Raw genomic sequence first — 26,309 nt, 5'->3', positions numbered from 1 at the left:
CCTTTCGGAAAGCGGCACTTTTATTTTTTGATTAAAATCGCAGCTAACTAAACTTTGATCTCAACTTCAACGCCACTTGGCAACTCTAATTTCATCAGGGCGTCAACAGTTTTTGAATTTGAACTGTAGATGTCTAACAAACGTTTGTAAGAGCATAATTGAAATTGCTCACGTGCTTTTTTGTTTACGTGCGGTGAACGCAAAACAGTGAAGATTTTCTTTTCAGTTGGCAAAGGGATTGGTCCGCTTACCACAGCGCCGGTAGGTTTTACCGTCTTTACGATCTTCTCGGCAGACTTGTCTACCAAATTGTAATCGTAAGATTTTAATTTGATTCTGATTCTTTGGCTCATTTTACTTGTTTTTATAACCAACCATAAGAGCTATTATTTATGGTTGATTGGGTTGACTATGTTTATTAAGTTGATTGAGTTGTTTTGGGAGTAACCACTCACCTAATCAACCCAATCAACATTTAACTCAATTACGCGTTTGCTTGTTGTTTTTTGCCTTTAGCTTTTGCAACAACTTCGTCCTGTACGTTACGTGGCGCTTCAGCATAGTGATCAAACTCCATGGTTGAAGTAGCACGGCCCGAAGTGATGGTACGTAACTGGGTTACATAACCAAACATTTCGCTCAATGGTACAGTTGCTTTGATAACCTGCGCGCCGGCACGTGAGTCCATACCTAACAGCTGGCCACGACGACGGTTCATATCACCGATAACATCACCCATGTTTTCTTCAGGGGTTAATATTTCGATCTTCATTATCGGCTCTAACAACATTGGTTTACATTTAGGTAAAGCTTCGCGGTAAGCGCCACGGGCACAGATCTCGAAAGATAATGCATCCGAATCGACAGCGTGGAATGAACCATCTATCAAACGAACCTTCATGTTTACTAATGGGTAACCTGCAAGTACACCGTTATCCATAGCAGCTTTAAAGCCTTTTTCTACAGATGGGATAAACTCACGAGGGATTGAACCACCAGAGATTTCGTTAACAAACTGTAAACCTGTAGTACCTTCGTCAGCAGGAGAAATAATCACCTGGATATCAGCAAATTTACCACGACCACCGGTTTGTTTCTTGTATGTTTCGCGGTGTTGTGTAGTACCTGTGATAGACTCTTTGTAAGATACTTGTGGCGCACCTTGATTTACTTCAACTTTAAACTCACGTTTCAAACGATCCATGATGATATCCAAGTGAAGCTCGCCCATACCAGATATAATGGTTTGGCCGCTTTCTTCGTCAGAGGTTACACGGAAGGTTGGATCTTCTTCAGATAATTTACCTAAAGCCATACCCAATTTATCAACGTCAGCCTGAGTTTTAGGTTCGATAGCCAAACCGATAACCGGCTCAGGGAAATTCATCGACTCTAAAACGATAGGGTGTTTCTCATCACAAAGGGTATCACCTGTTTTGATATCCTTAAAGCCTACTACCGCAGCAATATCACCAGCACCTACGTTAGGGATAGAGTTTTGCTTGTTAGCGTGCATTTGGAATATACGAGAGATACGCTCTTTATTATCAGAACGCATGTTATATACATACGAACCTGCTTCCAGGTTACCAGAGTATACGCGGATAAAGCACAAACGGCCCACAAACGGATCGGTCGCGATTTTAAACGCTAATGCTGCGAATGGTTCTTTTTCTGATGGCTGACGAACAACTTCTTCGCCGGTGTTAGGGTTAGTACCTACGATACCTTCAACGTCCATTGGCGATGGCAATAATTCCATCACATAGTCAAGCATGGTTTGTACACCTTTGTTTTTGAAAGATGAACCACATACCATAGGAACGATTTTGGCATCTAACACTGCAGAACGTAATGCGGTAAGCACTTCGCGCTCGGTGATAGTTTCAGGAGCTTCAAAGAATTTCTCCATCAAAGACTCATCGTAATCAGCTACAGCTTCCAACAATTTCTCTCTCCACTCGGTAGCTTCTTCGATCATATCCTCAGGGATTGGAACTTCGGTAAAGGTCATGCCTTTATCGTGCTCATTCCAGATGATACCTCTCCAGTTGATCAGGTCAACAACACCTTTAAATTGATCTTCGCTGCCAATTGGCAATTGCAAAGGCACAGCGTTGCTGCCCAACATGCTTTTTACTTGTTTAACAACTTTCAAGAAATCGGCACCGGAACGGTCCATCTTGTTAACGAAGCCTATACGGGCAACGTTGTAGTTGTTAGCCAAACGCCAGTTGGTTTCAGATTGTGGCTCAACACCATCAACCGCGCTGAACAAGAATACCAAACCATCCAATACACGTAACGAGCGGTTTACCTCAACGGTAAAATCCACGTGGCCCGGGGTATCAATAATGTTGATGTGGTAATTATCGCCACGGTATTTCCAATCAATTGTAGTTGCAGCCGAAGTGATGGTGATACCACGCTCCTGCTCTTGTGCCATCCAGTCCATGGTAGCTGCACCTTCGTGCACCTCGCCAATTTTGTGGTTAACACCAGCATAATATAATATACGCTCAGTAGTGGTAGTTTTACCCGCATCAATGTGAGCAGCAATACCGATGTTCCTGGTGTACTTTAAGTCTCTTGACATAATTATTTTTGAATGATTGATTTATTGAATTATTGATTGAATTAAACTAAAAGTGATTGAGAAATTGAATAACCGATTTAAAAATCAATCATTCAATCACTCAATCATTCAATCAATATTTTAGAAACGGAAGTGAGAGAACGCTTTGTTGGCTTCTGCCATTTTGTGCGTATCTTCTTTCTTCTTCACTGCTGCACCTTCGCCTTTAGCTGCGCTGATAATTTCGCCTGCTAATTTCTCCATCATGGTTTTTTCACCACGTTTACGTGCATAGCTGATTAACCATTTCATACCCAAAGCAATTTTACGCTCCGGACGAACCTCTGTAGGTACCTGGAAGTTAGCACCACCAACACGACGGCTCTTTACTTCAACAGCAGGCATAACGTTGTTCAATGCTTTTTTCCATGTATCTAAACCGCTTTCGCTGGTTTTTTTCTCAACAAGTTCAACAGCATCATAAAATATAGTGTACGCGGTAGATTTTTTACCATCATACATCATGTTATTTACAAACCTTGTAACCAAAGTATCATTGAACTTTGGATCAGGAAGGATAATTCTCTTTTTTGGTTTCGACTTTCTCATTGCTTTCTATCCTCCTTAATTATTTCTTTTTACCTTTAGTTGGAGCGGCAGCAACTTGTCCTGGTTTAGGACGTTTGGTACCATATTTAGAACGACGCTGATTACGGCCGGCAACACCTGATGTATCTAACGCGCCACGGATGATGTGGTAACGTACACCTGGTAAATCCTTAACACGACCACCACGTATCAAAACGATAGAGTGTTCTTGTAAGTTGTGACCTTCACCCGGAATGTAAGCATTCACTTCTTTTCCGTTTGTTAAACGCACACGCGCAACTTTACGCATTGCTGAGTTTGGTTTTTTAGGGGTAGTGGTATACACGCGTGTGCATACGCCTCTTCGCTGTGGACATGAGTCCAACGCTGGTGATTTACTCTTATCAACCAGAGCTACTCTACCTTTTCTAACTAATTGTTGAATAGTAGGCATTGTTCCTTTTAATGTTTATGTACTTCTGTCCTTATTTTAAGGACTGCAAAGGTAGGAAGTTATCTTTTGATATACAATAGGTTGGGGTAAATTTAATTTAGGGATAATATGTTGCTATTTCGGATATCGGATGTTCGATTTCGGATTTTTTCCTGATTCTTTGCTCTCGATTCTGAAATTCTTAATTTTATGACCATGACCGAAGAAGATATCCGCGAGTACTGCATCAGCAAACCCGGCGCCGCCGAAGACCTTCCCTTCGGGCCGGATACCCTTGTTTTTAAAGTGAATAACAAGCTATTTTTGTTAATGGGCCTGGATAAGCACCCCATCACCTTCAACGTAAAATGTGATCCCGATAAGGCTATCGAGCTGCGCGAGCGTTACGATGCCGTGCAACCGGGCTACCACATGAATAAAAAGCATTGGAATACCATTATTGTTGATGGCACGCTAAGTACCAAGCAGTTGAAGGAGTTTATTGATGATAGTTATGGATTGGTGGTGAAGAATAAGAAATAGTTTTTTTCGCCAACCCTCTCGCCCAACTTGTCATTGCGAGGCACGAAGCAATCTCTGCGGAAAGGTAACCACCACACAACCAACGCAATGCGTATATTTGAGTAATGAAACTACACCAATACTACATTTACATCCTCACCAATAAACATCATGCGGTTTTATACATAGGTGTAACGAACGATGTTAAAAACAGAACGCTTGAACATAAGAGCGGTGTACATCAGGGATTTACTAAAACATACAGCTGCAACAAATTAGTTTATTTCGAAACTTTTCAATGGATAGACGATGCAATTGCCCGCGAGAAGCAATTAAAAGGTGGATCGAGGCAACAGAAACTTGATTTGATCAATTTAGAAAATCCGAATTGGAATGATTTAAGTGATGGTTGGTATGATTAGAACTTTATCTATTGCATGGCGTTTACATGGCTGTAGGATACCTGTCGCTGAGATTGCTTCGTCCCTCGCAATGACAAAAATTAAAAAGGGTCTGTTTGCGATGCAAACAGACCCTCAATGTATTATAAAGCAGGCTTCTTACTTACCCAACTTCTTTTTCAAGTTCTCATCAATAGCTTCCAAAAATTCTTCGGTGTATAGGTAATCAACACCATGTTCAACTTTGGCTTTAACTGTGATAGCCAAATCTTTGGTCATTTTTCCGCTTTCAACGGTTTCGATACAAACGGCCTCCAAAGCTTTACAGAAATCGATCAGCTCCTGGTTACCGTCCAGTATACCGCGGAACTCTAAACCACGTGTCCACGCGAAGATTGACGCGATTGGGTTGGTAGATGTTGGGCGGCCTGCCTGATGCTCGCGGTAGTGGCGGGTTACAGTTCCGTGGGCAGCTTCTGCTTCCATAACGGTGCCATCAGGTGTAACCAAAGTTGATGTCATTAAACCTAATGAACCGAAACCTTGTGCTACAGTATCAGATTGCACGTCGCCATCGTAGTTTTTACAAGCCCAAACAAAGTTACCGTTCCATTTAAGGGCCGATGCAACCATGTCGTCGATCAAACGGTGCTCATAAGTAATTTTAGCTTCCGCGAATTTAGCTTTGTAATCGTTTTGGTAAATTTCTTCGAAGATGTCTTTAAAACGGCCATCGTATTTTTTAAGGATGGTGTTTTTGGTTGATAAGTATAAAGGCCAGCCTTTCATTAAAGCCTGGTTAAAACATGCGTGTGCGAAACCACGGATAGACTCATCGGTGTTGTACATAGCTAACGCTACACCATCGCCCTTAAAGTTATACACTTCGAATGATTGCTCTTCGCCGCCATCTTCTGGTGTAAATTTAATTGTTAATTTTCCTTTTCCTTTAGTTACAAAGTCAGTAGCGCGGTACTGATCGCCAAAAGCGTGACGGCCAATGCAGATAGGGGCTGTCCAGTTTGGTACCAAACGGGGTACATTGCTCATTACAATAGGCTCGCGGAATACAGTACCATCCAAAATATTACGGATAGTTCCGTTTGGCGATTTCCACATTTGTTTCAAACCAAACTCTTTAACACGTTCTTCATCAGGCGTAATGGTAGCACATTTAATACCTACACCGTATTTTAAAATAGCGTTTGCCGAGTCGATAGTAACCTGGTCGTTAGTCTCATCACGGTATTCGATACCAAGATCATAATACTTAATATCCAGATCAAGGTACGGAGTGATCAGTTTATCTTTAATAAATTTCCAGATGATGCGCGTCATTTCGTCGCCATCAAGCTCCACTACCGGGTTAGCTACTTTAATTTTTGACATATTCGGGATTGTTGTTTTGTTTCTTCTTTTTAAAATGAAGGCCAAATATATAAAAATTGATTTTAGTGCTTTTTAATATCTGCCTCATTTTTTTGACTTATCTCATTTTTTTGGCAAGGTTTTCTCTGTAACTTTAAATATAAACCTCAAATACCATGAACTCAAGCAAAAAATATCCCGAATTGAACGATGATGGTGCTGATCGTGACAGAACATTGAAAGACAGTCTGGGCGAAACAACAGATATCAACAACCTAAACTATAATAAAGCCGAAGGCAGCTACGAGTTTGATGTTAAAAGCGATAACCCCGATTATGACCACCCCGACCCATACAATACCGCTGTAAAAGATGGTGGCGATTCGATTTCATCATACGATGAATCAAACCCGCTGGCTGTGGATGAATATATTAAAGACGAATCCCTCGAAACTGATATAGATAACCTGGGTATGCATATTGAAAACGAAGATGAGCTTGAACCCGACCCTATCGACCGTATCCTGGCACACACTCCTGAAGATGACCGTGATGACCTGGATGAAGAGGGTTATCCGAAGAATGATATGCCGATAAGATAGCTTACTCCAGTTCCAAATTAAACCGCTTGCGCAATTCAACCAATTCGGGGTTTTTGCCGGCCATGTGCTGATATTTTTCAACAGCGGTATAGGGGCGGCGTGTACCGGTTGATTCTTCCATTTTGGTATCTACGTCGATATCAAAATTTTTGAGTGTTGGGCGCAGGTGGTTCATCAGGTTAGGCTTATCATCCCGAAAGGCCATTTCCTGTGTTTTTGTTGTTACCACAATTTCGTACTTATATTGCCCCACAGCTTTTGGTGGCGATGCTGTATAAATACTTAGCAGGTTCATTTTACCTTGCTCTTTAATTATAGTAGCGTATGCGTACCAGCAATCTAAAAATGCTTTTTCGGTAAAATCTTCCTTATCGCTTCCACGTACATAGGGGTCGTCATCATTAGCTACCTTTTCAGTAACCTTCCCCATATCTTTTAATGATGGTATTTTTACCGATGCTGAGCTTACGCTTAAATTTGGTATGGTTATGCCCGGCTTTGGTGCTTCGGCAGGGGGCGCTTTAACTTCGGGTGTAGCTTGCACAGGTTTCGCTTCTACTACAGTTTCCTCTGTTTTGACGCTTGCCGCAGGGGGTGTATTATTAAGCAGAGCAACCTCTGTTAGTATAGTATCAGGTTTTTTTTTTACCTGCCCTTCGGGCTGGTTGGTATTTATGGGGGTTACTGCAAGGTTGAGCGCCGAACTGATGTGGCACATTTTGAGCAGTGCCAGCTCTACCTGGAGCCGCTGGTTTTTACTGAGTTTATAGTTCAGATCGCACTGGTTGGCAATATTCATGGCCGATAGCAGGAACGATACCGAAGCCGCTTTTGATTGTTCTAAATATTTGCGGCGGATCCCTTCGCTCACTTCAAGTAATTTTAAAGTATCGGCATCCTTGCCCACCAACAGGTTACGGAAGTGTTCTGTTAAGCCACCTATAAAGTGACTGCCATCAAAACCGTGCGAAAGTATCTCATCAAAAAGCAGCAGTGTTTTCGCGGTATCCTCTTCTAATAAACCTTGCGTGGCATTAAAGTAGTAATCGTAATCTAATATGTTCAGGTTATCAATAACCGAGCGGTAGGTAACATTACCCTGCGAAAAGTTAACGATCTGATCGAACATGCTCAAGGCATCGCGCAAGCCGCCATCTGCTTTTTGGGCGATGATATGCAAACCGTCATCCTCATACTGTACATTTTCCTTTGCGGCGATAGCGGCCAGGTGCCCCGCCATATCTTCTACCCGTATCCGGTTAAAATCGAATATCTGGCAGCGGGATAATATGGTAGGCAGTATTTTATGCTTTTCGGTAGTAGCTAATATAAATATAGCGTATGATGGTGGCTCTTCAAGCGTTTTCAGGAAAGCGTTGAAAGCCGCCTGCGATAGCATGTGCACCTCATCAATAATATAGATCTTGTATTTACCTGCCTGTGGGGGTATGCGTACCTGTTCAATTAAACTGCGGATATCTTCAACCGAGTTATTTGACGCGGCATCCAGTTCATGAAAGTTAAACGAATTACCCCGTTGGAACGACACGCAGGAATCGCACTCGCCGCAGGCCTCTGTATTGCTTTGTAAATTGGTGCAGTTGATGGTTTTTGCCAGGATACGTGCGCAGGTGGTTTTGCCTACACCACGCGGTCCGCAGAATAAAAAGGCCTGTGCCAGCTGATTATTCTTTATCGCATTTTTTAACGTATTGGTTACATGTTGCTGGCCCACAACGGTATCAAAGGTAACCGGGCGGTATTTACGGGCCGAAACAATAAAATTATCCATCGCAACTAAATTATAAATATTGACGGGTTTGTGCAAGGGGGAAATTGAGATAGCTGCATGAGGGCAACTTTGCCTATATACACATTTTTCTATTAAGTAAAAATACCGTGAAAACACGGTACATTTTCGGTGTTTTCACTGATTGTGAAGTGTTAGTACTGCAGTACCTTTGACAGTACAAAGAATCCAGTTATAATTAATTACGGGGAAAATGATTAATAAATAACTCTTTGTTAAACAGGTGTGTTTAGGCGGTGTAGCTGTAAAGCTTCGCCGCTTTTTTTTTGGACTCACCCCGGCGTGCTTCGCCGCCGACCCTCTCTTCGCCTGCGGCGGAAAGAGGGTGAAGAGATTTGAATATCCGTTCGTTTGACTCACCCCGGCGTTGCTTCGCCGCCGACCCTCTCTGCGACAAGTCGCAAAGAGGGTGAAAAAATATTTTAAAGTTTTTTTATGTCATCGCGAGGAATCCCTTTTCGGGGACGACGTGGACAACCGACCAAAGGGAGTTCATTCATACCATTTGAAAAAACAATTATCAATGAATAATCTCTGAGAAAGGTGACGGATTATTACGGCTACGATAAGCATCATCGGGTCGCTCATAGCCGCGACGGGCTTAGTTACTTTTCCTTGATGAAAAGTAACCAAAAATCAAGTCGCAACACTGCTGCCCTGCGCGCCCTGCCAGTTCTTTACGCCGCACCGTTACGCTTTGCTCCACTCAGTACGGCTAAACCGTCATTCCCGACATACGCCCGGCCCGCTCCGTTGCGACAAGGCCCGCGCTTTTATCTCTTTCCCTGCTTTTGGCCGAAGCTTGACGGGGCTTCGTCTCTTTCTTTTTTGCGTCATTGCGAGGCACGAAGCAATCCTCGATAGACAGGTGGGCTCGGCTATTGCACACGCGGCACGCGTGCGCCAGCCACGGAATATTTTTTTATAAAAAAGTGGAATATTTTTCTTTGATTTGGTAAAAAAGTTTTACTTTTGATAAAATGAATTTTTATGAAAAGAAAACTTCTATCCCTCGCTGACTATAAATCCAACATTGGAGATTTACATAGTCAAATTGCCACCATCATCAACCTCTCGGTAGCAGACTGGAGTAGGATGCAAGATTTTTCAAATTCTTTGGGAATCGGTTCAGTTAAATATAAACCCAGAACTAAAGCTGGTATTGTACATGATCATATTTCTCATCGGATTTTTAATGAATTTTTTGAGCATGCCGATATCAAAGCGGGTGAATACAATGGTGTATTTGGCTTTCTTTATAAAGATTTATTTTTTATTCGTTTCAAAAAAATGGATCCGAAAAACTTTAAAATGAGTGGTGCGGAAACTTTTCAAAGTATTAAATATCGCTATCAAGATAGCAGCATTCCTGGTTTACCGGAAAGGCCTACAATTTTGTATGCAGGATATTCTTTGGATAAAACAGGTTCAGAAATTCGAGGTATATATACTGCGTGCTGGGATGGTGAACAATTAATGTGGATTGATGAATATGGAGGCGAATCAATAGAACAAGTGACATTTGCTTTTGATGACTATGATGATGATAAAAAACAACAAGCGATTGAACAAGTAATTAAACGCGTGAAGGTTAAGAAGAACGTTAAAAGAAAAAACACCGGTACAAATAATTAAATTACCTTATGAAATTTAATCCTCAGATGCTAAAGCTTGCCAGAGAGCTTAGAGGATACACTCAAACCCAACTTTCAGAACTTATGGGAGTTGCACAGGGAACCATTAGCAAAATTGAAAAATTCGGTTCCGGCTTTGATGAAAGCCTCGCTCAATTGGCTGCGAAAATATTAAATCTTCCTGTATCATTTTTTGATAATCAGGATACAATAATCCCCATACAGGGAGAATTTAGAAGAAAACTATCAACTTCTGTTAAACAGTTAAATCAAAATAACGCAAAAATGACCATTGCCGAAAGGCAACTATTAAAGCTATTAGATGGAATAGAAATAAGTGCCAATGAAATTCCTGTATGGAATGTAGATATTGAAGGAAGTCCTTCGCTTTGTGCACAGCATATAAGAAGGATTTGGAAAATACCAAGAGGCCGAATTGATAATTTAACAACAATCGTAGAAAACAAGGGAGCCATTATCATTCCACTATCACTGCAAGATATGGACGGCTTTAGCATGTACACAACAAATGGAATACCCCTAATATTCATTAATAAAGATATTTCTGCTGACAGGGCCAGGCTAACTATTGCTCACGAACTGGCTCATATTATTTTGCACCTATCTTGTAATGTAGATTCCTCAAGAGACAGGGAAAGTGAGGCATTTGAGTTCGCCGCCGAATTGCTTATGCCAGAAGCAGATATAAGAACTCAATTAGTTAGATTGAACTTAATGACGTTAGCGGATCTAAAAAAATACTGGAAAACATCTATGCAATCTATTATTAGACGGTCAAAGAATCTCGGTATGTTGAATGAAAACCAATATAAGTATTTATCAATTCAAATGAGTGCGGAAGGGTATCGTACTAAGGAACCTATTTTTTTTCCACATGAGCAACCATCGGTACTTAAACAAATTATTGATGCATATATAGATGACCTTGATTACAGTATTGCCGAGATTGCTGAATTACTTGACAGCTCTATTGATGAGTTCAGAGAAAATTATCTTCAAAATAAAATCTCCTCAATGCGAAAAGTGTAATTTCCCGTCACTGGTCGAAGGTTATACCTTCGTCCTAAAATGACGCAAGCTTTCAGCTTGCAAAAGCATACATTTTAAGTTGAATAGTTAAGCTGAAAGCTTAATACATTTTAGGACGAAGCAGAATGCTTCGACCAGTTAAGGGGGCGGTTCACACTGCATCCTCGCCCTGCATATCGCGCGCCTATCCACCCCTTCCGAATATCGCTTTGTGAAGATTTCTCCCTTTGGTCGAAATGGCATGGTGGAGTGGCTGTTTGTTATTTGTAATAAATTAAACTTGTTTTTTATCTATAAAATAGCGATATTTGTACTTTAATATTTCATAAGTAATAATTATCGCAATTCGGATAAGCGCCAGCTTATCGGCGGTAAGCAACCAAACCATTAACCCAATAAACCCCAAACCAAATGGACCAGTTTTTGAACCTCAGCCGCAAACAAGCATTATTTTGTGAAGAGTATTTTAAGGATTTTAACGCGACGAAGGCGGCGCTGCGGGCGGGCTACTCGGCAGCTACGGCGCTGAACGGGTATTTAATGACCTTGCCTAAAATCAGGTGCCACCTGCAGCAGCGGGGCGCCGAGGCGGCTGAGCGGGCGCAGGTAACGCAGCAAATGCTGCTGGCCGAACTGAAGACGGTGGGCTTTGCGCGGATGGGTAATTTTTTTGGCGTGGATGGTAAACCCAAACCCATGCATGAGGTGGACGAGGATACCAAGGCGGCTTTGTTGAACTATACGGTGACGGAAGATAAACAAGGCGCCACGACGGTAAAGATCAGGATGAATAATAAACTATCGGCCTTAGATAAGATAGCAAAGCACATTAAATTTTACGAGGGGCAGAACATAGAGCAGGCGGCCATGTATTGGGTGGTGAGTGGACAAACCCTGGATGAGCAGGACCGTTATGATGATGATAGTTTTGCGAAGAAAGAAACGGAACAAGAGTTGGAGATAGCTAAGCGGATAACAAGGGCTGTGGCGGCGGCAGAGAAACGGATAAAGGCGGAGTTCGCGCTGAAACTGAAGCAGGTGAAAAAGGAGGCGAAGGAGAAACTGAAAAATACCCAAGAATACCCAAGGGTTGTTGTTGAGAATCAAGAGTCGAGAATCAGGAAGCAAGACGAAGGAGGACAGAATCAAGAGTCGAGAATCAGGAAGCAAGACGAGGGTAAAATAGGTATTGAGGAAGGAACAAGGAATAAGGAACAAAGACAAGTTGTAGCGGCAGAAAGAAAGGTGTTTGGGGACAGGGAGGGGCAGTATACGGCGGAGGGGTACCTGATTAAACATGATAACCCGGACAGGGATACGAGTTGCCCGTATTATAGTCCGTACACGGGCTTGTATATTGAGAAAAGGATGGGGAGCATGGTGGTGAAGAGTTATTTGCCGGTGAAACGGTGGTCGCGGAAAGAGGAAACTCAGCCCGGCGTTGCTTCGCCGCCGACCCTCTCTTCGCCTGCGGCGGAAAGAGGGTAAACCCCATTTTTCTTTCTTACCCTCTTTGCGCAGCAGAGAGGGTCGGCGCACAAAGTGCCGCCGGGGTGAGTTTACCGCCTGTAAATCATTTGTTTAAAACGTTTTGATTTATCTAAACAAATACCTACATTTGCAGCCCGCTTTAATAGCGGATAAACAATAAAAACAAAGTTTAAATGCAACAGTACGAAACAGTGATCATTCTTACCCCGTTGTTATCTGTAGAAACTGCTAAAGAGGTTGTGGCCAAATTTAGCAAGATCTTAACCGATAACGGAGCCGAAATTATCCAGGAGGATAATTGGGGTCTGAGAAAACTAGCGTATCCGATCGAAAAAAAATCGACAGGCTACTACCACCTAACTGAATACAAGGCCCCGGGTGAGTTAATTAACAAATTGGAAGTTGAGCTTCGTCGTGATGAGCGTGTAATGCGTTTCCTTACTATTTCGCTTGACAAACATGCTACTGCTTACAACGATAAAAAACGTAGCGGTGCATTCCAGAAAAAAACTAAAACCGAGGAGGCAGCATAATCATGGCAAAAGATCAGATTCAATACGTTACTGCCCCTAAAGTAGAGGATAACCGTAAAAAATATTGCCGTTTTAAAAAGAATGGCATTAAGTATATTGATTACAAAGACGCTAACTTTTTATTGAAGTTTATTAACGATCAGGGTAAATTATTACCACGCCGTTTAACAGGTACTTCGTTAAAATTCCAGCGTAAAGTGGCACAAGCTGTTAAACGCTCACGCCACATTGGTTTATTACCTTATGTTACAGATTCTTTAAAATAAGCAGGAGGATAAACACATGGAAGTTATTTTAAAACAAGATATCAAAAACCTCGGCGAAAAAGACGATGTAGTAAAAGTAAAGCCAGGTTATGGCCGTAACTTTTTGATCCCGCAAGGATTTGCTGCATTGGCAACAGTTTCTGCCCGTAAGGTATTAGCTGAGAACTTGAAACAAGCTCAGTTTAAACAAGACAAAATTCGTAAAGACGCTGACGCTATTGCTGCACGTTTAGAAGGTATTACACTTTCTATCGGCGCTAAAGCTGGCGAGACCGGTAAAATTTTCGGTGCCATCAATACTATCCAGATAGCTGATGCATTGAAAAAAGAAGGTTTTGAAGTTGACCGTCGTCGCATTACATTTGATGCTGAACCTAAATTTGTTGGCGAGTATGTTGCTAACTTAAACTTACACAAAGAAGTGAAAGTTAAGGTTCCGTTTGTTGTAGTTGCGGAGTAATTTGAATTTCGGATTTCGGAATTGCGATTTCGGATTTTGATAAAGAAATAAAAAGGTATTTGGTGTAAGCCAGGTACCTTTTTTTATGAAATCAGATCTATATTAAATATATTCGAAATCGAAAATTCGGCTATCAAATAAATCCGAAATCGAACATCCGACATCCGAAATAAAGCTATGGCTAAAACAAAACGTGCTAATACGCCTTCCTCTAAATCTAAAATAAAACGCGGCGGCGTATGGCGTTTGATACTTCGTATCCTGAAACTAACCGTTATCCTCTTTTTCGGGATAAGCCTTTTTATGGTGATACTTTATCGCTTTGTAAACCCGCCCGTAACCTGGCTGATGATCACACGCGGATTCGAGCGCAAAAGCGATGGTAAGGACTGGAAGATAGACAAGAAATGGATTGACTTTGATAACATTGCCGACCCGATGAAGCGCGCCGCCGTTGCTGCCGAAGATGCCACCTTTTTAGAGAACCACGGCTTCGACTTTAAAGCCATAGAAAAAGCCATGGATAAAAACGCGCACAGCAACAAACTGGTTGGCGGCAGTACCATCACCCAGCAAACGGCCAAAAACGTTTTCCTGTGGCCGGGCCGCTCTTATATACGCAAAGCTTTTGAGGCCTGGTTTACTTTGCTGATAGACATATTATGGAGCAAACAACGCGTAATGGAAGTATACTTAAATGAAATTGAAATGGGCGATGGCATTTATGGTGTAGAAGCTGCCTCGCAAGCGTATTTCCATAAATCAGCCGCCGATCTAAACAAAACTCAGGCCGCCCTCATCGCCGCCTGCTGGCCTAACCCATTAAAATGGTCGCCGGCCAACCCTGATGATCATATCCTGCACAAAAAATACCTCATCATGAAAAACATGAGAAGATTGGGGCCGCTGGATTTTTAAAGTCACATACTCATTTATAAGTACTGCAAAACAAATTCAATCATACCTTAAAACTACTTTAATACGCATGAAACTCGACCAGCTTACTTTCACCCGTTTTCTTGCCGCTATGGTTATTGTGGTTTTTCATTACGGGCGCACTGTTTGGCCATTTAATGCTGCTTTTTTAGTTAAAATATGGCCCGGTGCAGATGTTGGTGTAAGTTACTTCTTTATTCTTTATTCTTTCGGGCTTTGTAATGGTAATTGCCTATTGCGGCGAGCCTCAAAAAAAGGTGAATATTATTTCTTATTACATAAACCGCCTGGCACGTATTTACCCGGTGTACTTTATTGCCTTGGCCATGACCATGGCATTAATGGTGAGCCATCACATTATAGAAATCAAGGCATTTTTACTGGGCGCAGTGTTGATGCAGGCTTGGGTGCCGCCATACGCTGTAAGTTTAAACTCCCCCGGCTGGTCGTTATCTGTCGAGGTGCTTTTTTACCTGCTGTTCCCTTTTCTGTTAAACTATATCTATCAAAAAAATCATTTTAAAAGAACAGCAATTATTGTTATCGCTTTTTGGTGCATAAGCCAATATGTATATCATAGCTTACTTTATTCGCCATTTATCACCACTCATATAGTTAACAACTACAATTTCCTTACATTTCGCCTATAATGCATTTAAATGGTTTTTTAATAGGCAACCTGGCTGGTTTTATCTATTTAAAATTAAAGCACAAACGGGCAAATTACGATATCGGTTTAATTGTGCTAACAATCGCTATGTTCCTCACTTTTTACCTGTCCATCCAATTCGGTTTAAAGCTTGATTTTCATAACGGATTAATGGCCATATTCTTTGTGCCCTTTATTATATTGCTGGCGCTTAATACCGGTATAATTACCCGGATAGCCTCAAATAAAGTATGCGTTATGTTAGGCGAAATAAGCTATGGTATGTACATACTGCAGGTGCCCTTAATTTTAATGATTAACCATTTGTATAAAATAATACACCTGGAGCAACCGGAGGCATGTTTCTATATTTCAACCGCTATCCTGATCGGTGTGGCTGCTGCCAGTTATTACATTATTGAAATACCGGCCCGTAACCGCATCAAATCATGGTATAAAAAACCATAATTAAAACCCAGGTTAGCAATTTTGATATTTCCAGTGCCTGCTCTTGCCTTCGCTTATCCATTCCAGCGCCTGATCCATACGCTTTTGTTTGGTTGCCTCCGTTTTGGCATCAACAAACCATTCGATGTATTCTTTCCTTTTGGATGGGCTAAATTCTTCAAAATGCATCTTAGCCATGGAGTTACCTTCCAGCATGGTGATAAACTCGGGCGGGGTTATTAAAGCTGCTTTTACTACCGGCGTTTTATTGGTAGTACGGGTGGGTAATTTCACACCGCTTTCATTTAAAGCTACGGCTTCTTTAATATAAGCAATGAGCACCTCATCAGGCGGCAGTTGGGCCATGCTGGTAATTTTACCAATGCTACCTGCTGATGACTCTTCCTGACTTTTAAATATTTTGTTAGGATCGGCCATCGCTGTAGCTTTCCAGAAACCGAAACCCATATGCTGTTTAAATGCAACCATCTGGCAAAGCGGGCCCTTATAATCAAAGAAGGGGCAGCTCCATTTCATGGTTTCCTCTATTCCGGGACAAGCGTTATGCACCAACTGGCGAAGGTGGGTTAAAATAGGTTTTGCAAAATCTGCCGATTTGGCGATGTAAGCATCAATGCGTGGGTCAACATTTTCCATAAAGCTAATTTAGGAAATAGCTTATGAAATTTATTACAGGATATTAAAATTCAAAAAACATAATTACTTTTATATACATATTTTAAATCTATCTCGTGTTTAACAAGTTAAAATTTCTATCAGGAGTTGTCTTATTGGCTATGGCATTAAATGCCTGTAAAAAAAGCGACCCGGACGCTGCTTCTCCTAATGAGATCACATTATCTATTAATAATGCCACCGAAGTACATTATGCCGAGGGCACCTATAACCAGGCCACCGAAAGGAACTTTATTAGCCAGGTTGGTTTTTGCCGTAGTCTTACCAGCCAGGGTGCGCGTGGCTTTATTGAAATGGATTCGTTTGATAAAAGCCTTTTTGACCAGCCAATACCCTACAGTGTAAAATCGCGCTTTGCTTATTTCAGTTTAACGGCAATACCTTATACGGGTATTTACTCTTTTGATAACAGGAGCGGAACACCGGCAAAAGGGCATTTAAACCTTACATTCACCTACGCAAAAGACCAAAGAGTTAAAGGATCATACGATGGGGTTGTATACAATCCTTATATCGGGCAAAGCTTCCAACCTGATTCAATTAGCGTAAAAGGGGCATTTGATATTTTGGTACCGGCTTTTTACAACCATTGATCAGGAGAGAATATATTTAGGCCATAACCAACCCGCCAAACACCTGTTTGTGCCAGCTATCTCTAAACGGCACTTCCCATTTGGTATCAAGGTCGGCAAGCGTTTGTACAAGGTTATTAAACACCATAGTATCAGCAGTTACCTCGCCTTTTTTTATCAACGCTTCAAACTCATCGCGACCAACAGATTTGATGCTGGTTTCGGTGCGGTAGGCTATGTTAAACCTGTCAAACAAGTTAATATTGAACTCCGGTTCCAGCGCTTTCATCAGGTTAACCGATTTGTCGATAGAACACCCGCTTGCGCCGGCCTGGCTTTCATCAACCACCAAAACAATAAAGCGGTTATAGCGTACCTCTGCTTTAGCTTTCAACTGATTATTGTGCGCCGTCCAGCCAATGGTGAAATCGTTCAAAATGCTTTGCAGCTTAGCTACTTCGGCAGCAGCCAATTCCCTGTTCGATTGATATATCCAGATGCGTGAGTTTTCAGAAAAGTTCATGCTGCAAAATTACAAAATATTAGTGGAGCGGGCATAATGCGCTGTCATGCTTATATAATAAAAAAAGCCTCCCGTTAATCAGACGGGAGGCAACTCAATCAAACAAACAACAAACAATTTTTACAGGCCATTGGCACGGGCCGTTATTTCGGCAATATCCAATACCTGCATTTCTTTTTCTTTTTCAAAGTGCTTTACACCATCGCTCAACATGGTCATGCAAAACGGACATGCGGCAGCTACAACCTGTGCATTTACTTCAATTGCATCGCCAATGCGTTCCACGTTTATATCTTTTGTTCCCTTTTCGGGTTCCTTAAACATTTGGCCGCCGCCCGCACCACAGCACAGGCCATTGCTTTTGCAACGTTTCATTTCAACCAGTTCGGTATCCAGTACCTCCAGAGCTTTGCGTGGGGCTTCATAAACGCCGTTAGCGCGGCCTAAGTAGCAAGGATCATGATAGGTTATTTTTTTACCTTTAAAGCTTTCACCGCCTTCTGCTTTCAACTTACCATCGTCAATTAACTGTTGGATGAGTTGTGTATGATGGATCACATCATAACTTCCACCCAAGCCCGGGTATTCGTTTTTTATGGTGTTGAAACAATGCGGACAACCGGTTACTATCTTTTTAATGTTGTAGGCATTCAGCAGCTCAATATTTGTCATGGCCTGCATCTGGAACAAAAACTCGTTACCCGAGCGTTTAGCCGGATCGCCCGTGCAGCTTTCTTCGGTGCCCAAAACGGCGTAGCTCATACCCACATGCTGCAATATCTTGCAAATATCGCGGGTTATTTTTTGCGCACGTTCATCAAAACTACCGGCGCAGCCAACCCAAAACAAAATTTCGGGTTCCTTACCCGCAGCAACCATTTCAGCCATGGTTGGAACGTGGAGGATTTCGGAAGTCGGATGTCCGATGTCGGATTTACTTTCTGTTACTATTGTAGTATCTTCCATTACTTATTTCAATTTCTTCATTTGCACATTCTCACATCTGCACATTTCAATCAACTTCGTTTATCTCGCCAATAAATGCCTCTACACTCTCGTAGTTCAAAAACTTAACATCGGTTGCTGTTATTTTTAACTGTTCCAGTACATCAAGTGCCAGTTCCAGTCCGTTAACTTCTTTACCCATCATGTTGGCATCCCAGTTAATGCCGGCTAATACATTGTTCTCGCCCATTTCAACACACCAGCTTTCTAAAAATTCGGGTAATGCTATAAAGGTTGGCAAGTAGCCTTTCCACTCATCGCGAGCGCAAGCCTTGGCCAAGGTTTTATCCGACCAAAAGGGGATCACATCCCCTTCCTCTTCACCACTCGAATCGGTATTGGCCCAACCTTGCTTGTCTTTCAAACCCCAAACCAATTTCGTAGCAGCCACCTGCTCTACAAACTGTCTATATTTAATCTCAATATCTTGTGCCATCACAATCATTTATTCATCATTTGCACATCTACACATTACTCCGTTTTCGCCCAATTCAACCTGTCAGCATTGCTGTACTTCCAAGGGGCGCCATTATTTTCCACATTGCCAAACATATTATTCAGACTGGCTGGCGCCTGGCTTTCTTCCATTACCACGTATTGGCGCATTTCCATAATGATCTCCAGTGGGTTGATATTAACGGGGCAAGCCTCTGCGCAGGCATTACAGCTTGTACAGGCCCATAACTCTTCGCGGCTGATATAGGTGTCCAAAAGTGCCTTATCATCCTTGAAATCTTTTCCTTGTTTGTCAATACCATTACCAACTTCGGTTATCCTGTCGCGGGTATCCATCATTATTTTGCGTGGCGATAACAGTTTGCCTGTTTGATTTGCCGGACAAACCGATGTACACCTGCCGCACTCGGTACAGGTATAGGCTTCCATCAGGTTTTTCCAGGTCAGGTCGGTTACGTCCTTCGCACCAAAACGGCTCACCTCGGCAGGGGGCGGTGTGAACGATGGGTCGAGCATGGCCTTTACCTCGTTGGTTACCGATGCCATATTCTCAAACTTGCCTTTCGGGTTCAGGTTAGAGTAATAGGTATTAGGGAAAGCCAGTATAATGTGGAAATGTTTTGAATACGGCAGGTAGTTCAAAAATGCCAGTATGCCGATGATATGGAACCACCAGCAACCGCGCTCAACCATTTCCAAAGCAGTTGCACTATCAGGTAGTAGTGGAGCCAAAAAGTTACTCACCGGAAAAGCCCCCGCATGAATATAGTGCTCAAAGTTGAGTAGTTGCAGTTTGTGATCAGCGGCGTTCATTGTCAGAAAAGCCGCCATCAATAAGATCTCGGTAATCAAAATATAGTTAGCATCACTCTTTGGCCAGCTGGTCATCTCTACGCCGCTAAAGCGTTTCAGCCTGGCGATGTTACGGCGTGCCAAAAAGATTACGCAAGATACCAGCACCAGTAAAGCCAATACCTCGAACGAGCCGATTAGCAAACCATACAAACCACCCAGCAAACCCGAGAACACCCGGTGCGAAGCGAAGATACCATCGATTACGATCTCCAACACTTCGATGTTGATGATCACAAAGCCCACATACACAAACAAGTGCAACAACGCAGCAAAAGGGCGCTTCACCATTTTACTTTGTCCAAGCGCAACTTTCGCCATGGTTTTCCAGCGCAGCGCGGGGTTATCGCTGCGGTCTGTATCGCGGCCTAATAGTATGTTACGCCTTATTTTGGCAACATTTTTACTAAAAAGATAAACGGATGCGGTGAGTACGAGTATAAATATGACCTGGGCTATCATTATGCATGCATAGTATTTTAAATCTAAAGTAGATAAATGATTTTAATTGCAAAAGGTTTTTTGAAATATTAGTTCCTTGCATTAAAACAGCCTCTTTTTTAATGCCTTACAGGTTTTTTCAAAAAAAGTTTCGATAAATAAAAAAACACGCTACATTTGCAGTCCCCAAAGGGAGCGGTACCATAGCTCAGATGGTAGAGCAATGGACTGAAAATCCATGTGTCGCTGGTTCGATCCCAGCTGGTACCACAAAACCGCCTTTACATACATGTACTGGCGGTTTTCTTTTTTGAGACAGTACTACCTTTCAATTTAGTTCAACCTCTTTCATTTAAACTGCCCGAGTGCGACGGAATAGTTTTTCGATATCGCATAGACTTGAACAGCGAACTTGTTTTAGCATTAATCAGAATAAGTTATCTTTATGCTTATAACCATTTTACCATGAGATCAGGATCCATGCCCATTGCCGTCCCGGAAGGAAAGCGTTCTTTTTTTTATAGGGTAAATTTTTCTAAGCATAACAGCGCATTTAAGGTATGTTGGCGGAAATAAGATCAACATTAGAACCCTACCATACCGCTTATTGCGGCTTAAAGCACGAGCAGGTAACTGAAGTTTCGGCATTTGAAAACACGCCCCTTATTAAACGCTATGGCTTTTGCGATAGCAGCGCACGCAAATACCGCCTGGGTTGTGCGCATACTACGGCCAATCAGGAGTTTTGCCGGGCCATTTTATCCATCAGGGGCCAGTTTCCCGGCGCACAAGCCCTGGCCGAAAAATTTGAACAACTTTTTTTAAATATATACATCTTAGACATTGCTAAAGGCGTACTTGATAAACAATTGGCGTTTGCAACGCTGGCCAATAATGATTTGCTTATTGTTGAGGCTAAAGCAGCTATAGCTGAAACAATAGCGGCACATCATCAACTGATCAGATCTATCGAAAAACAGAGGCTACAATTGATGGCAGATTTGTCGCCCTTGTAATTCATGGTTGCTACACATAACTTAACCACCACTTGCAATGTGTTTTTTTATAGTTGCTAAACCAGTGGCAGGAAAATATAAAATGACAATAACGAGCAACCATACCATAGTTAAACCAATGTAAGGTAAACAGATTTCCCGAAGAATAATGTGACGTGCCATACTTTATCCTGTTTTACCTATGATCTTATCCGCTTTAAATAGTTGAAAATCCCTATATTTGCTGTCACTCAAAAGCCTTTTAGCTAAAACTAAAGGCTTTTTTTATTTGGCCCGATAACGTAAAAAATGAACCCGGTAAGCACACGCGATACCTGTATTACTTACTTTCACGACAGCGATATTAGCGGTATTGCTTTGCCCACACGCTTTACCTTTCCGTTTTATTATCAGCCACACCCTTTAAGTGTAATTGCCGCCGCCCAATTACAACAATACCTGCACACACAAACCGATTTGGACCATCATTTCGGACTTGAAGAAAACCTAAATGAACCTGCTATTGGCAAAATGTTTGGCGTACTGGTTGTTCAGGATTCCGCAGGCAGGTTAGGTTATTTATCCGCTTTTTCGGGCAAACTGGCCGGTACAAATGACCATCCGGAGTTTGTGCCCCCTGTGTTTGATATGCTCACCGAGGATAGTTTTTTTTTAAAGGAACAACTCATCATCAACAGCGTGAACGAACAAGTGGATGCCATCGCTTCGGATACAAATTACCTTGAGCTTAAACTCAGACTTGAGCAACTCTCCGCCGAAGCACAAAAAGAAATAGCAGCGTTCAAAGCCGAACTCAAAGCAAACAAGGCCGACCGTAAAAGCCTTCGCGAAAAGCAAATAAGCCAAAGCAACGAGGAGCAGGCTACATTCGAGGCCCTCATGATCCGTCATAGCCTGCACGATAAACACCGGCTTAACCTGCTAATCAAAAAATGGGATGAGCTTTTGCTGGATGTAAAACTTGACATAGCCCGGTACGAAGGCCGCATCGAGGCATTAAAAACAGAACGTAAAGAACGATCAGCCGCTTTGCAACAACAGCTTTTTGAACAATATGTGTTCCTGAACCAATACGGTAACGAAAAAAGCCTACAGGATATTTTTAGCGATACCTATTTTGGCAAGCCACCCGCCGGTGCCGGCGAATGCGCTGCACCCAAGTTACTGCAATATGCCTTTTTACACGGTTACAAACCACTGGCAATGGCCGAGTTTTGGTGGGGCGTTTCGCCCCTGTCCGAAATCCGTAAACACCAGCAGTTTTATCCTGCCTGTACCGGTAAATGCAAACCCATTTTAGAACACATGCTGGAAGGCATTCCACTCGATGAAAATTTACTGCTGCACAACCCGGGTGCGGGTAAAAAGCTCGACATTGTTTATGAAGATGATAACTTCATCGTGGTAAACAAACCTGCCGAATTGTTATCCGTTCCCGGGATACAGATCCAGGATTCGGTATACTCCCGCCTGAAAGCATCACTCGCCGGTATAGAACCACTTATCATCCACCGCCTGGATATGGCAACTTCGGGCCTTTTGGTAGTCGCCAAAACTAAAGCGGCACATCAGCATATCCAGCGCCAATTTTTAAAGCGTACCGTGGTTAAGCGTTATACGGCCTTGCTCTCCAAAGTAATCGCCGAAGAAGAGATCGAGATCAACCTACCCTTACGTGGCGACCCGGATAACCGGCCCAGGCAATTGGTTTGTTTTGAACATGGCAAAAAAGCAACCACACTCTGCCAGGTCGTCCAACGTAATGAAACTACCACCAAGGTTCATTTTTGGCCACATACTGGCCGCACCCACCAATTGCGCATGCACGCCGCGCATGAGCAAGGCCTTAACGCTCCTATTGTAGGCGACGAGCTTTACGGCACCCCTGCAGAACGCCTGTACCTCCATGCCTCCTATCTGGAGTTTGAGCACCCGGTGACCAAAGAAATACTTCGCTTTGAAGTTGCTGAGGATTTTTAATACAACCTGTGGAACATTGCCATTTTGATAATACCACATGTAAATTCCTTGGGTATTCATGGGTATATTCAATCGTTTTTTACTCTCCCAATTGCCAATTTCATAATAGCAACACCAAACGCTTTCGTCAGCAAATCATTTAAAACTTACCGGCTACTTGGGTTTATGGGTGTTTTTCAAAGAACCTTTTTGTTGAGTAAACCCGGGTGTGGTATTTGTTGGTGATATTTTTGATCAAAAAAATACCAGCTAACCACTATTACTCATACCATACAATATCGTCAATTCCAATGATATTTCCAAAAGATCAGGGTGCTTTGTTATCTTTGCCGAAATTTAAATCATGGAACTCGCCCCCTGCCCTTTGTGCAAATCAGCTTATACGTATGAAATGAACGATTTACTGGTTTGCCCCGAATGCGGTCATGAGTGGAAGGCAGAAGAAGAAATTGCCGACAGCACCGAAGGCTTTGTTGTGAAAGACAGCAATGGCAATATTTTACAAAACGGCGATTCAGTAGTTACCATAAAAAACCTCCCGGTAAAAGGAACTTCGCAAAGCATCAAGGCCGGTACCAAAGTGAGAAATATCCGTTTGGTAGACAGTGACCATAACATCGATTGTAAAATTGACGGCTTTGGGGCAATGGCGCTCAAATCCGAATTTGTGAAAAAAGCATAGCTATCTTCATTTCTGTATTTTTCGTAAAATCGCTACTCTTCAAATATTTCTGATAGTATTTTACATTATTATGTAAATATCCTACACAATACCTCTCCCCCGTCTTATTAGATTTGGTTAAACCAATTGTAACCAAATCTCAACATCAGGGAAATTTAATAAGTCGGCCATATGCGCCGTTCTTAGCTACAAAGTTATAGCAATAGCGCATACTGAGCGCTCTTGCTATAACTTTTTTGCCAGCTTAATCAACCTTGCCTGTTGAAGTAAATCTAAATTATGCGTGAATTTACTTTAGACTTAAATATCTCTGCCCAAATGCCATTGCGTAAAGATTGGTGCATAGGCACCATTGGCACCGGGGCAATTGTACGCGGCTGCCATTTGGTGGCTTACCGTAACGCGGGTTTCAACTCCTATGGCATCGCATCGCGCAACCGTGCAAATGCCGAAGAGGTTGCAAAGGAGTTTAACATCCCCAATGTGTATGATTCGTGGCAGCAGCTGTTAAAAGATAAAAACATCGAGATCATCGATATTGCCGTGCCGCCGGATATGCAGCTGGAAATTGTACGTGAGGCTGTAAAGCAGAATGACCATATTAAAGGTATCCTCTGCCAAAAACCACTGGCCATGAATTTGGAAGAGGCCAACGAGATCGTGATGCTTTGCGAGCAGGCGGGTGTAAAACTGGCAGTTAACAGCAATATGCGGTACGATCAATCTATCCGGGCGTTAAAGACCTTGTTAAACAATAATTATTTTGGTGAGATCGTACTGGCTACGATAGATATGCGTGCCATCCCCCACTGGCAGGATTTTTTGAAAAAATACGACCGCCTGGAAATGCTTAATATGGGTATCCACCATATCGATACCTTCCGTTACTTATTTGGCGATCCCGAAAAGGTAACCGCCATAACCCGGAGCGATCCACGTACCAAATTTGATCACATTGATGGCATTACCCAATATACTTTTCAATATGCTGATGGCTTAATGGCTACCAGCCTCGATGATGTTTGGGCATGGCAGGGCGAAGGCACACAAAAAGACATGTACATCAGGTGGCGGGTTGAAGGCACAGAAGGTATGGCTACCGGCGAAATAGGCTGGCCAAAATTCCCCGAAAAGGGCTTAAGCACAATTAAATTCACCACCCGTAAATTCCCCAATCAATGGATCGAGCCAACCTGGGACACCGTTTGGTTCCCCGATGCTTTTGAAGGTACAATGGCATCGCTCCTGCGCGCCGTTGAAGAGGATGCGCTGCCCGAAATAAACGGTCGCGATAACCTGCACACCATGGCTGTTATTGATGCACTTTATCTGTCCATAAAAGAGGAACGAACCGTAAAATTATCCGAAACCTTAAAAAAACTTAAATAAAAACAAGAAATGATATCAGTAGGCATTTTTAATGGATATTATCCATATACCCTGGCAGAGACCATCAGCAAAGTAAAAAAAGACGGCTTTAATTGCATTCAGCTTGATCTGAGCTTTAAAGACTTTGATCTGAACGACCCGCACACCCTGCCACAAACGTTAACTGTTGAAACAGCACGTACCATACGCAATGCTTTTCGCGATGCCAATATCGAGATCGTAGCTATTTCGGGATATACCAACCTGATCTCTCCCGACCCTGAAAAGAAGCGTAAAAATATCGAGTATGTTAAAACGCTCCTGAAGTTTGCCCGCGAGTTGGGTACACCTTACGTGATCAGCGAAACCGGGACTTATGAGCCCAGCAGCGATTGGGTATTCCACGAAAAGAACGCGACCGAAGAAGCTTTCCAGGAAATTAAGGCAGTGATAAAAGACCTTGCAGAATATGCATGGAACCACGATGCCGTATTTTTGGTAGAGAACTACGTGAACAATGTAGTTGGCAGTGTAGATCAGTTGTTAAGGTTATTCCGCGAGATAGACCACCCGGGCTTAGGGCTTTTGATGGACCCGACAAACTACTTCAACGGTTCGAATATCAAAAATGTTGATGCCGAGCTTTACCGCATATTTGATGCTTTGCAGGACAGGATAAAGATTGCCCACGCCAAAGACATTAAGCAAGCCGAAAGCAACGAAGAAAAACATGCTGCTATTGATGCTGTAGAATCGCACACTTTCCGCGGTGCCGGCGATGTGGAATTACCGGCTGCGGGTTTGGGCGTGCTCAACTACCCATTGTATTTAAAATTGCTTTCTAAAAAGCATCCCAATATTCCCATCATCATTGAGCATTTGGATGAGGAAGATATCCCGCGTGCAAAACGATTTGTTGATGATACCTTAAAAGCAATTGGCGCATAAATAAT

The 26,309-nt window shown here is 42.5% G+C and carries 29 protein-coding genes and 1 tRNA gene; 19 read left to right on the top strand and 11 right to left on the bottom strand.

Annotation, left to right across the window (positions count from 1 at the left end; all coding sequences use genetic code 11):
- Positions 1 to 47: 47 nt before the first annotated feature.
- The 4 genes from rpsJ to rpsL all read right to left on the bottom strand — a co-directional run bounded on the left by rpsJ (position 48) and on the right by rpsL (position 3,617).
- Positions 48 to 353 carry a 30S ribosomal protein S10 gene (gene rpsJ / locus KXQ82_RS03705; protein ID WP_040627320.1) on the bottom strand — a complete coding sequence of 102 codons (306 nt, stop codon included), beginning with the start codon at positions 351 to 353 and terminating at the stop codon, positions 48 to 50.
- A gap of 131 nt (positions 354 to 484) precedes the next feature.
- On the bottom strand, positions 485 to 2,596 hold the full coding sequence (fusA, locus tag KXQ82_RS03700; protein WP_219486787.1) for an elongation factor G: 2,112 nt from the start codon (positions 2,594 to 2,596) through the stop codon (positions 485 to 487).
- Between the two features lie 120 nt (positions 2,597 to 2,716).
- On the bottom strand, positions 2,717 to 3,184 hold the full coding sequence (rpsG, locus tag KXQ82_RS03695; protein ID WP_219486786.1) for a 30S ribosomal protein S7: 468 nt from the start codon (positions 3,182 to 3,184) through the stop codon (positions 2,717 to 2,719).
- Positions 3,185 to 3,203: 19 nt separating this feature from the next.
- Positions 3,204 to 3,617: a 30S ribosomal protein S12 gene (gene rpsL, locus KXQ82_RS03690; protein WP_073405808.1), complete on the bottom strand. Its 414-nt coding sequence runs from the start codon at positions 3,615 to 3,617 to the stop codon at positions 3,204 to 3,206.
- A 195-nt stretch (positions 3,618 to 3,812) separates the two neighbouring features.
- On the opposite strand from rpsL, the gene KXQ82_RS03685 reads away from it, so the two are divergent.
- Positions 3,813 to 4,139, top strand: coding sequence for an MmcQ/YjbR family DNA-binding protein (locus KXQ82_RS03685; protein ID WP_219486785.1), 327 nt, complete (start codon positions 3,813 to 3,815; stop codon positions 4,137 to 4,139).
- A 104-nt stretch (positions 4,140 to 4,243) separates the two neighbouring features.
- Positions 4,244 to 4,540, top strand: coding sequence for a GIY-YIG nuclease family protein (locus KXQ82_RS03680; protein WP_219486784.1), 297 nt, complete (start codon positions 4,244 to 4,246; stop codon positions 4,538 to 4,540).
- A 138-nt stretch (positions 4,541 to 4,678) separates the two neighbouring features.
- Here the strand turns inward: KXQ82_RS03680 and KXQ82_RS03675 are convergent, their stop codons facing one another.
- Positions 4,679 to 5,908 (bottom strand): NADP-dependent isocitrate dehydrogenase, encoded by a 1,230-nt coding sequence (locus KXQ82_RS03675; RefSeq protein WP_219486783.1) that lies wholly within the window; start codon positions 5,906 to 5,908, stop codon positions 4,679 to 4,681.
- Positions 5,909 to 6,063: 155 nt separating this feature from the next.
- Here KXQ82_RS03675 and KXQ82_RS03670 point away from each other — a divergent pair, with 155 nt between their 5' ends.
- A complete protein-coding gene (locus tag KXQ82_RS03670; RefSeq protein ID WP_219486782.1) occupies positions 6,064 to 6,489 on the top strand; it encodes a hypothetical protein in 426 nt (141 codons plus the stop codon).
- 1 nt (position 6,490) lies between these two features.
- Here KXQ82_RS03670 and KXQ82_RS03665 read toward each other — a convergent pair whose 3' ends face one another.
- A complete protein-coding gene (locus KXQ82_RS03665; RefSeq protein ID WP_219486781.1) occupies positions 6,491 to 8,281 on the bottom strand; it encodes a DNA polymerase III subunit gamma/tau in 1,791 nt (596 codons plus the stop codon).
- A gap of 1,008 nt (positions 8,282 to 9,289) precedes the next feature.
- On the opposite strand from KXQ82_RS03665, the gene KXQ82_RS03660 reads away from it, so the two are divergent.
- The 9 genes from KXQ82_RS03660 (at position 9,290) to KXQ82_RS03620 (ending at position 15,786) form a co-directional block, all read left to right on the top strand.
- On the top strand, positions 9,290 to 9,934 hold the full coding sequence (locus KXQ82_RS03660; protein ID WP_219486780.1) for a hypothetical protein: 645 nt from the start codon (positions 9,290 to 9,292) through the stop codon (positions 9,932 to 9,934).
- 8 nt (positions 9,935 to 9,942) lie between these two features.
- The gene (locus KXQ82_RS03655; RefSeq protein WP_219486779.1) at positions 9,943 to 10,983 is read left to right on the top strand and encodes an XRE family transcriptional regulator; all 1,041 of its coding nucleotides are present in this window, start codon (positions 9,943 to 9,945) and stop codon (positions 10,981 to 10,983) included.
- A gap of 411 nt (positions 10,984 to 11,394) precedes the next feature.
- Positions 11,395 to 12,471 (top strand): terminase small subunit, encoded by a 1,077-nt coding sequence (locus KXQ82_RS03650; protein WP_219486778.1) that lies wholly within the window; start codon positions 11,395 to 11,397, stop codon positions 12,469 to 12,471.
- Between the two features lie 176 nt (positions 12,472 to 12,647).
- Positions 12,648 to 13,007, top strand: coding sequence for a 30S ribosomal protein S6 (gene rpsF / locus KXQ82_RS03645; RefSeq protein WP_219486777.1), 360 nt, complete (start codon positions 12,648 to 12,650; stop codon positions 13,005 to 13,007).
- Positions 13,008 to 13,009: 2 nt separating this feature from the next.
- A complete protein-coding gene (gene rpsR / locus KXQ82_RS03640; protein WP_008505994.1) occupies positions 13,010 to 13,273 on the top strand; it encodes a 30S ribosomal protein S18 in 264 nt (87 codons plus the stop codon).
- 16 nt (positions 13,274 to 13,289) lie between these two features.
- Positions 13,290 to 13,733: a 50S ribosomal protein L9 gene (gene rplI, locus KXQ82_RS03635; RefSeq protein WP_219486776.1), complete on the top strand. Its 444-nt coding sequence runs from the start codon at positions 13,290 to 13,292 to the stop codon at positions 13,731 to 13,733.
- A 177-nt stretch (positions 13,734 to 13,910) separates the two neighbouring features.
- Positions 13,911 to 14,651: a monofunctional biosynthetic peptidoglycan transglycosylase gene (mtgA, locus tag KXQ82_RS03630; protein ID WP_219486775.1), complete on the top strand. Its 741-nt coding sequence runs from the start codon at positions 13,911 to 13,913 to the stop codon at positions 14,649 to 14,651.
- A 239-nt stretch (positions 14,652 to 14,890) separates the two neighbouring features.
- Positions 14,891 to 15,319 carry an acyltransferase family protein gene (locus KXQ82_RS19935; RefSeq protein WP_219486774.1) on the top strand — a complete coding sequence of 143 codons (429 nt, stop codon included), beginning with the start codon at positions 14,891 to 14,893 and terminating at the stop codon, positions 15,317 to 15,319.
- Complete coding sequence (locus tag KXQ82_RS03620) at positions 15,307 to 15,786, top strand: acyltransferase family protein (protein ID WP_369412422.1); 480 nt, start codon at positions 15,307 to 15,309, stop codon at positions 15,784 to 15,786. The genes KXQ82_RS19935 and KXQ82_RS03620 overlap by 13 nt, the downstream gene beginning before the upstream one ends.
- A gap of 12 nt (positions 15,787 to 15,798) precedes the next feature.
- Here the strand turns inward: KXQ82_RS03620 and KXQ82_RS03615 are convergent, their stop codons facing one another.
- Positions 15,799 to 16,422: a YdeI/OmpD-associated family protein gene (locus tag KXQ82_RS03615; RefSeq protein ID WP_219486772.1), complete on the bottom strand. Its 624-nt coding sequence runs from the start codon at positions 16,420 to 16,422 to the stop codon at positions 15,799 to 15,801.
- A 140-nt stretch (positions 16,423 to 16,562) separates the two neighbouring features.
- On the opposite strand from KXQ82_RS03615, the gene KXQ82_RS03610 reads away from it, so the two are divergent.
- On the top strand, positions 16,563 to 17,054 hold the full coding sequence (locus tag KXQ82_RS03610) for a hypothetical protein (RefSeq protein ID WP_219486771.1): 492 nt from the start codon (positions 16,563 to 16,565) through the stop codon (positions 17,052 to 17,054).
- A gap of 16 nt (positions 17,055 to 17,070) precedes the next feature.
- On the opposite strand, the gene KXQ82_RS03605 is transcribed toward KXQ82_RS03610, so the two are convergent.
- From KXQ82_RS03605 to KXQ82_RS03590, 4 genes are all read right to left on the bottom strand, one after another.
- On the bottom strand, positions 17,071 to 17,556 hold the full coding sequence (locus KXQ82_RS03605) for an ABC transporter ATPase (RefSeq protein WP_219486770.1): 486 nt from the start codon (positions 17,554 to 17,556) through the stop codon (positions 17,071 to 17,073).
- Between the two features lie 120 nt (positions 17,557 to 17,676).
- Complete coding sequence (locus tag KXQ82_RS03600) at positions 17,677 to 18,444, bottom strand: (Fe-S)-binding protein (protein ID WP_219486898.1); 768 nt, start codon at positions 18,442 to 18,444, stop codon at positions 17,677 to 17,679.
- A gap of 124 nt (positions 18,445 to 18,568) precedes the next feature.
- Positions 18,569 to 18,997: a DUF2750 domain-containing protein gene (locus KXQ82_RS03595; RefSeq protein ID WP_219486769.1), complete on the bottom strand. Its 429-nt coding sequence runs from the start codon at positions 18,995 to 18,997 to the stop codon at positions 18,569 to 18,571.
- Positions 18,998 to 19,032: 35 nt separating this feature from the next.
- Entirely contained in the window at positions 19,033 to 20,331 is a 1,299-nt protein-coding gene (locus KXQ82_RS03590; RefSeq protein WP_219486768.1) for a 4Fe-4S dicluster domain-containing protein, read from the bottom strand.
- Positions 20,332 to 20,507: 176 nt separating this feature from the next.
- On the opposite strand from KXQ82_RS03590, the gene KXQ82_RS03585 reads away from it, so the two are divergent.
- From KXQ82_RS03585 to KXQ82_RS03560, 6 genes are all read left to right on the top strand, one after another.
- Positions 20,508 to 20,580 (top strand) — tRNA-Phe (locus KXQ82_RS03585).
- A 290-nt stretch (positions 20,581 to 20,870) separates the two neighbouring features.
- On the top strand, positions 20,871 to 21,326 hold the full coding sequence (locus tag KXQ82_RS03580) for a hypothetical protein (protein WP_219486767.1): 456 nt from the start codon (positions 20,871 to 20,873) through the stop codon (positions 21,324 to 21,326).
- Between the two features lie 288 nt (positions 21,327 to 21,614).
- Positions 21,615 to 23,306: an RluA family pseudouridine synthase gene (locus KXQ82_RS03575; RefSeq protein ID WP_255563396.1), complete on the top strand. Its 1,692-nt coding sequence runs from the start codon at positions 21,615 to 21,617 to the stop codon at positions 23,304 to 23,306.
- Positions 23,307 to 23,649: 343 nt separating this feature from the next.
- The gene (locus KXQ82_RS03570; protein WP_219486766.1) at positions 23,650 to 23,988 is read left to right on the top strand and encodes a zinc ribbon domain-containing protein YjdM; all 339 of its coding nucleotides are present in this window, start codon (positions 23,650 to 23,652) and stop codon (positions 23,986 to 23,988) included.
- Positions 23,989 to 24,267: 279 nt separating this feature from the next.
- Complete coding sequence (locus tag KXQ82_RS03565) at positions 24,268 to 25,377, top strand: Gfo/Idh/MocA family protein (protein ID WP_219486765.1); 1,110 nt, start codon at positions 24,268 to 24,270, stop codon at positions 25,375 to 25,377.
- Positions 25,378 to 25,386: 9 nt separating this feature from the next.
- Entirely contained in the window at positions 25,387 to 26,304 is a 918-nt protein-coding gene (locus KXQ82_RS03560) for a sugar phosphate isomerase/epimerase family protein (protein ID WP_219486764.1), read from the top strand.
- The last annotated feature ends 5 nt before the right edge of the window (positions 26,305 to 26,309 follow it).

Source organism: Mucilaginibacter rivuli, assembly GCF_019391655.1.
In the GTDB taxonomy this organism is placed as follows: Bacteria; Bacteroidota; Bacteroidia; order Sphingobacteriales; family Sphingobacteriaceae; genus Mucilaginibacter; species Mucilaginibacter rivuli.
Note: the sequence above shows the minus strand (reverse complement) of the source record. Positions and strands in the feature narration are given on the sequence as shown.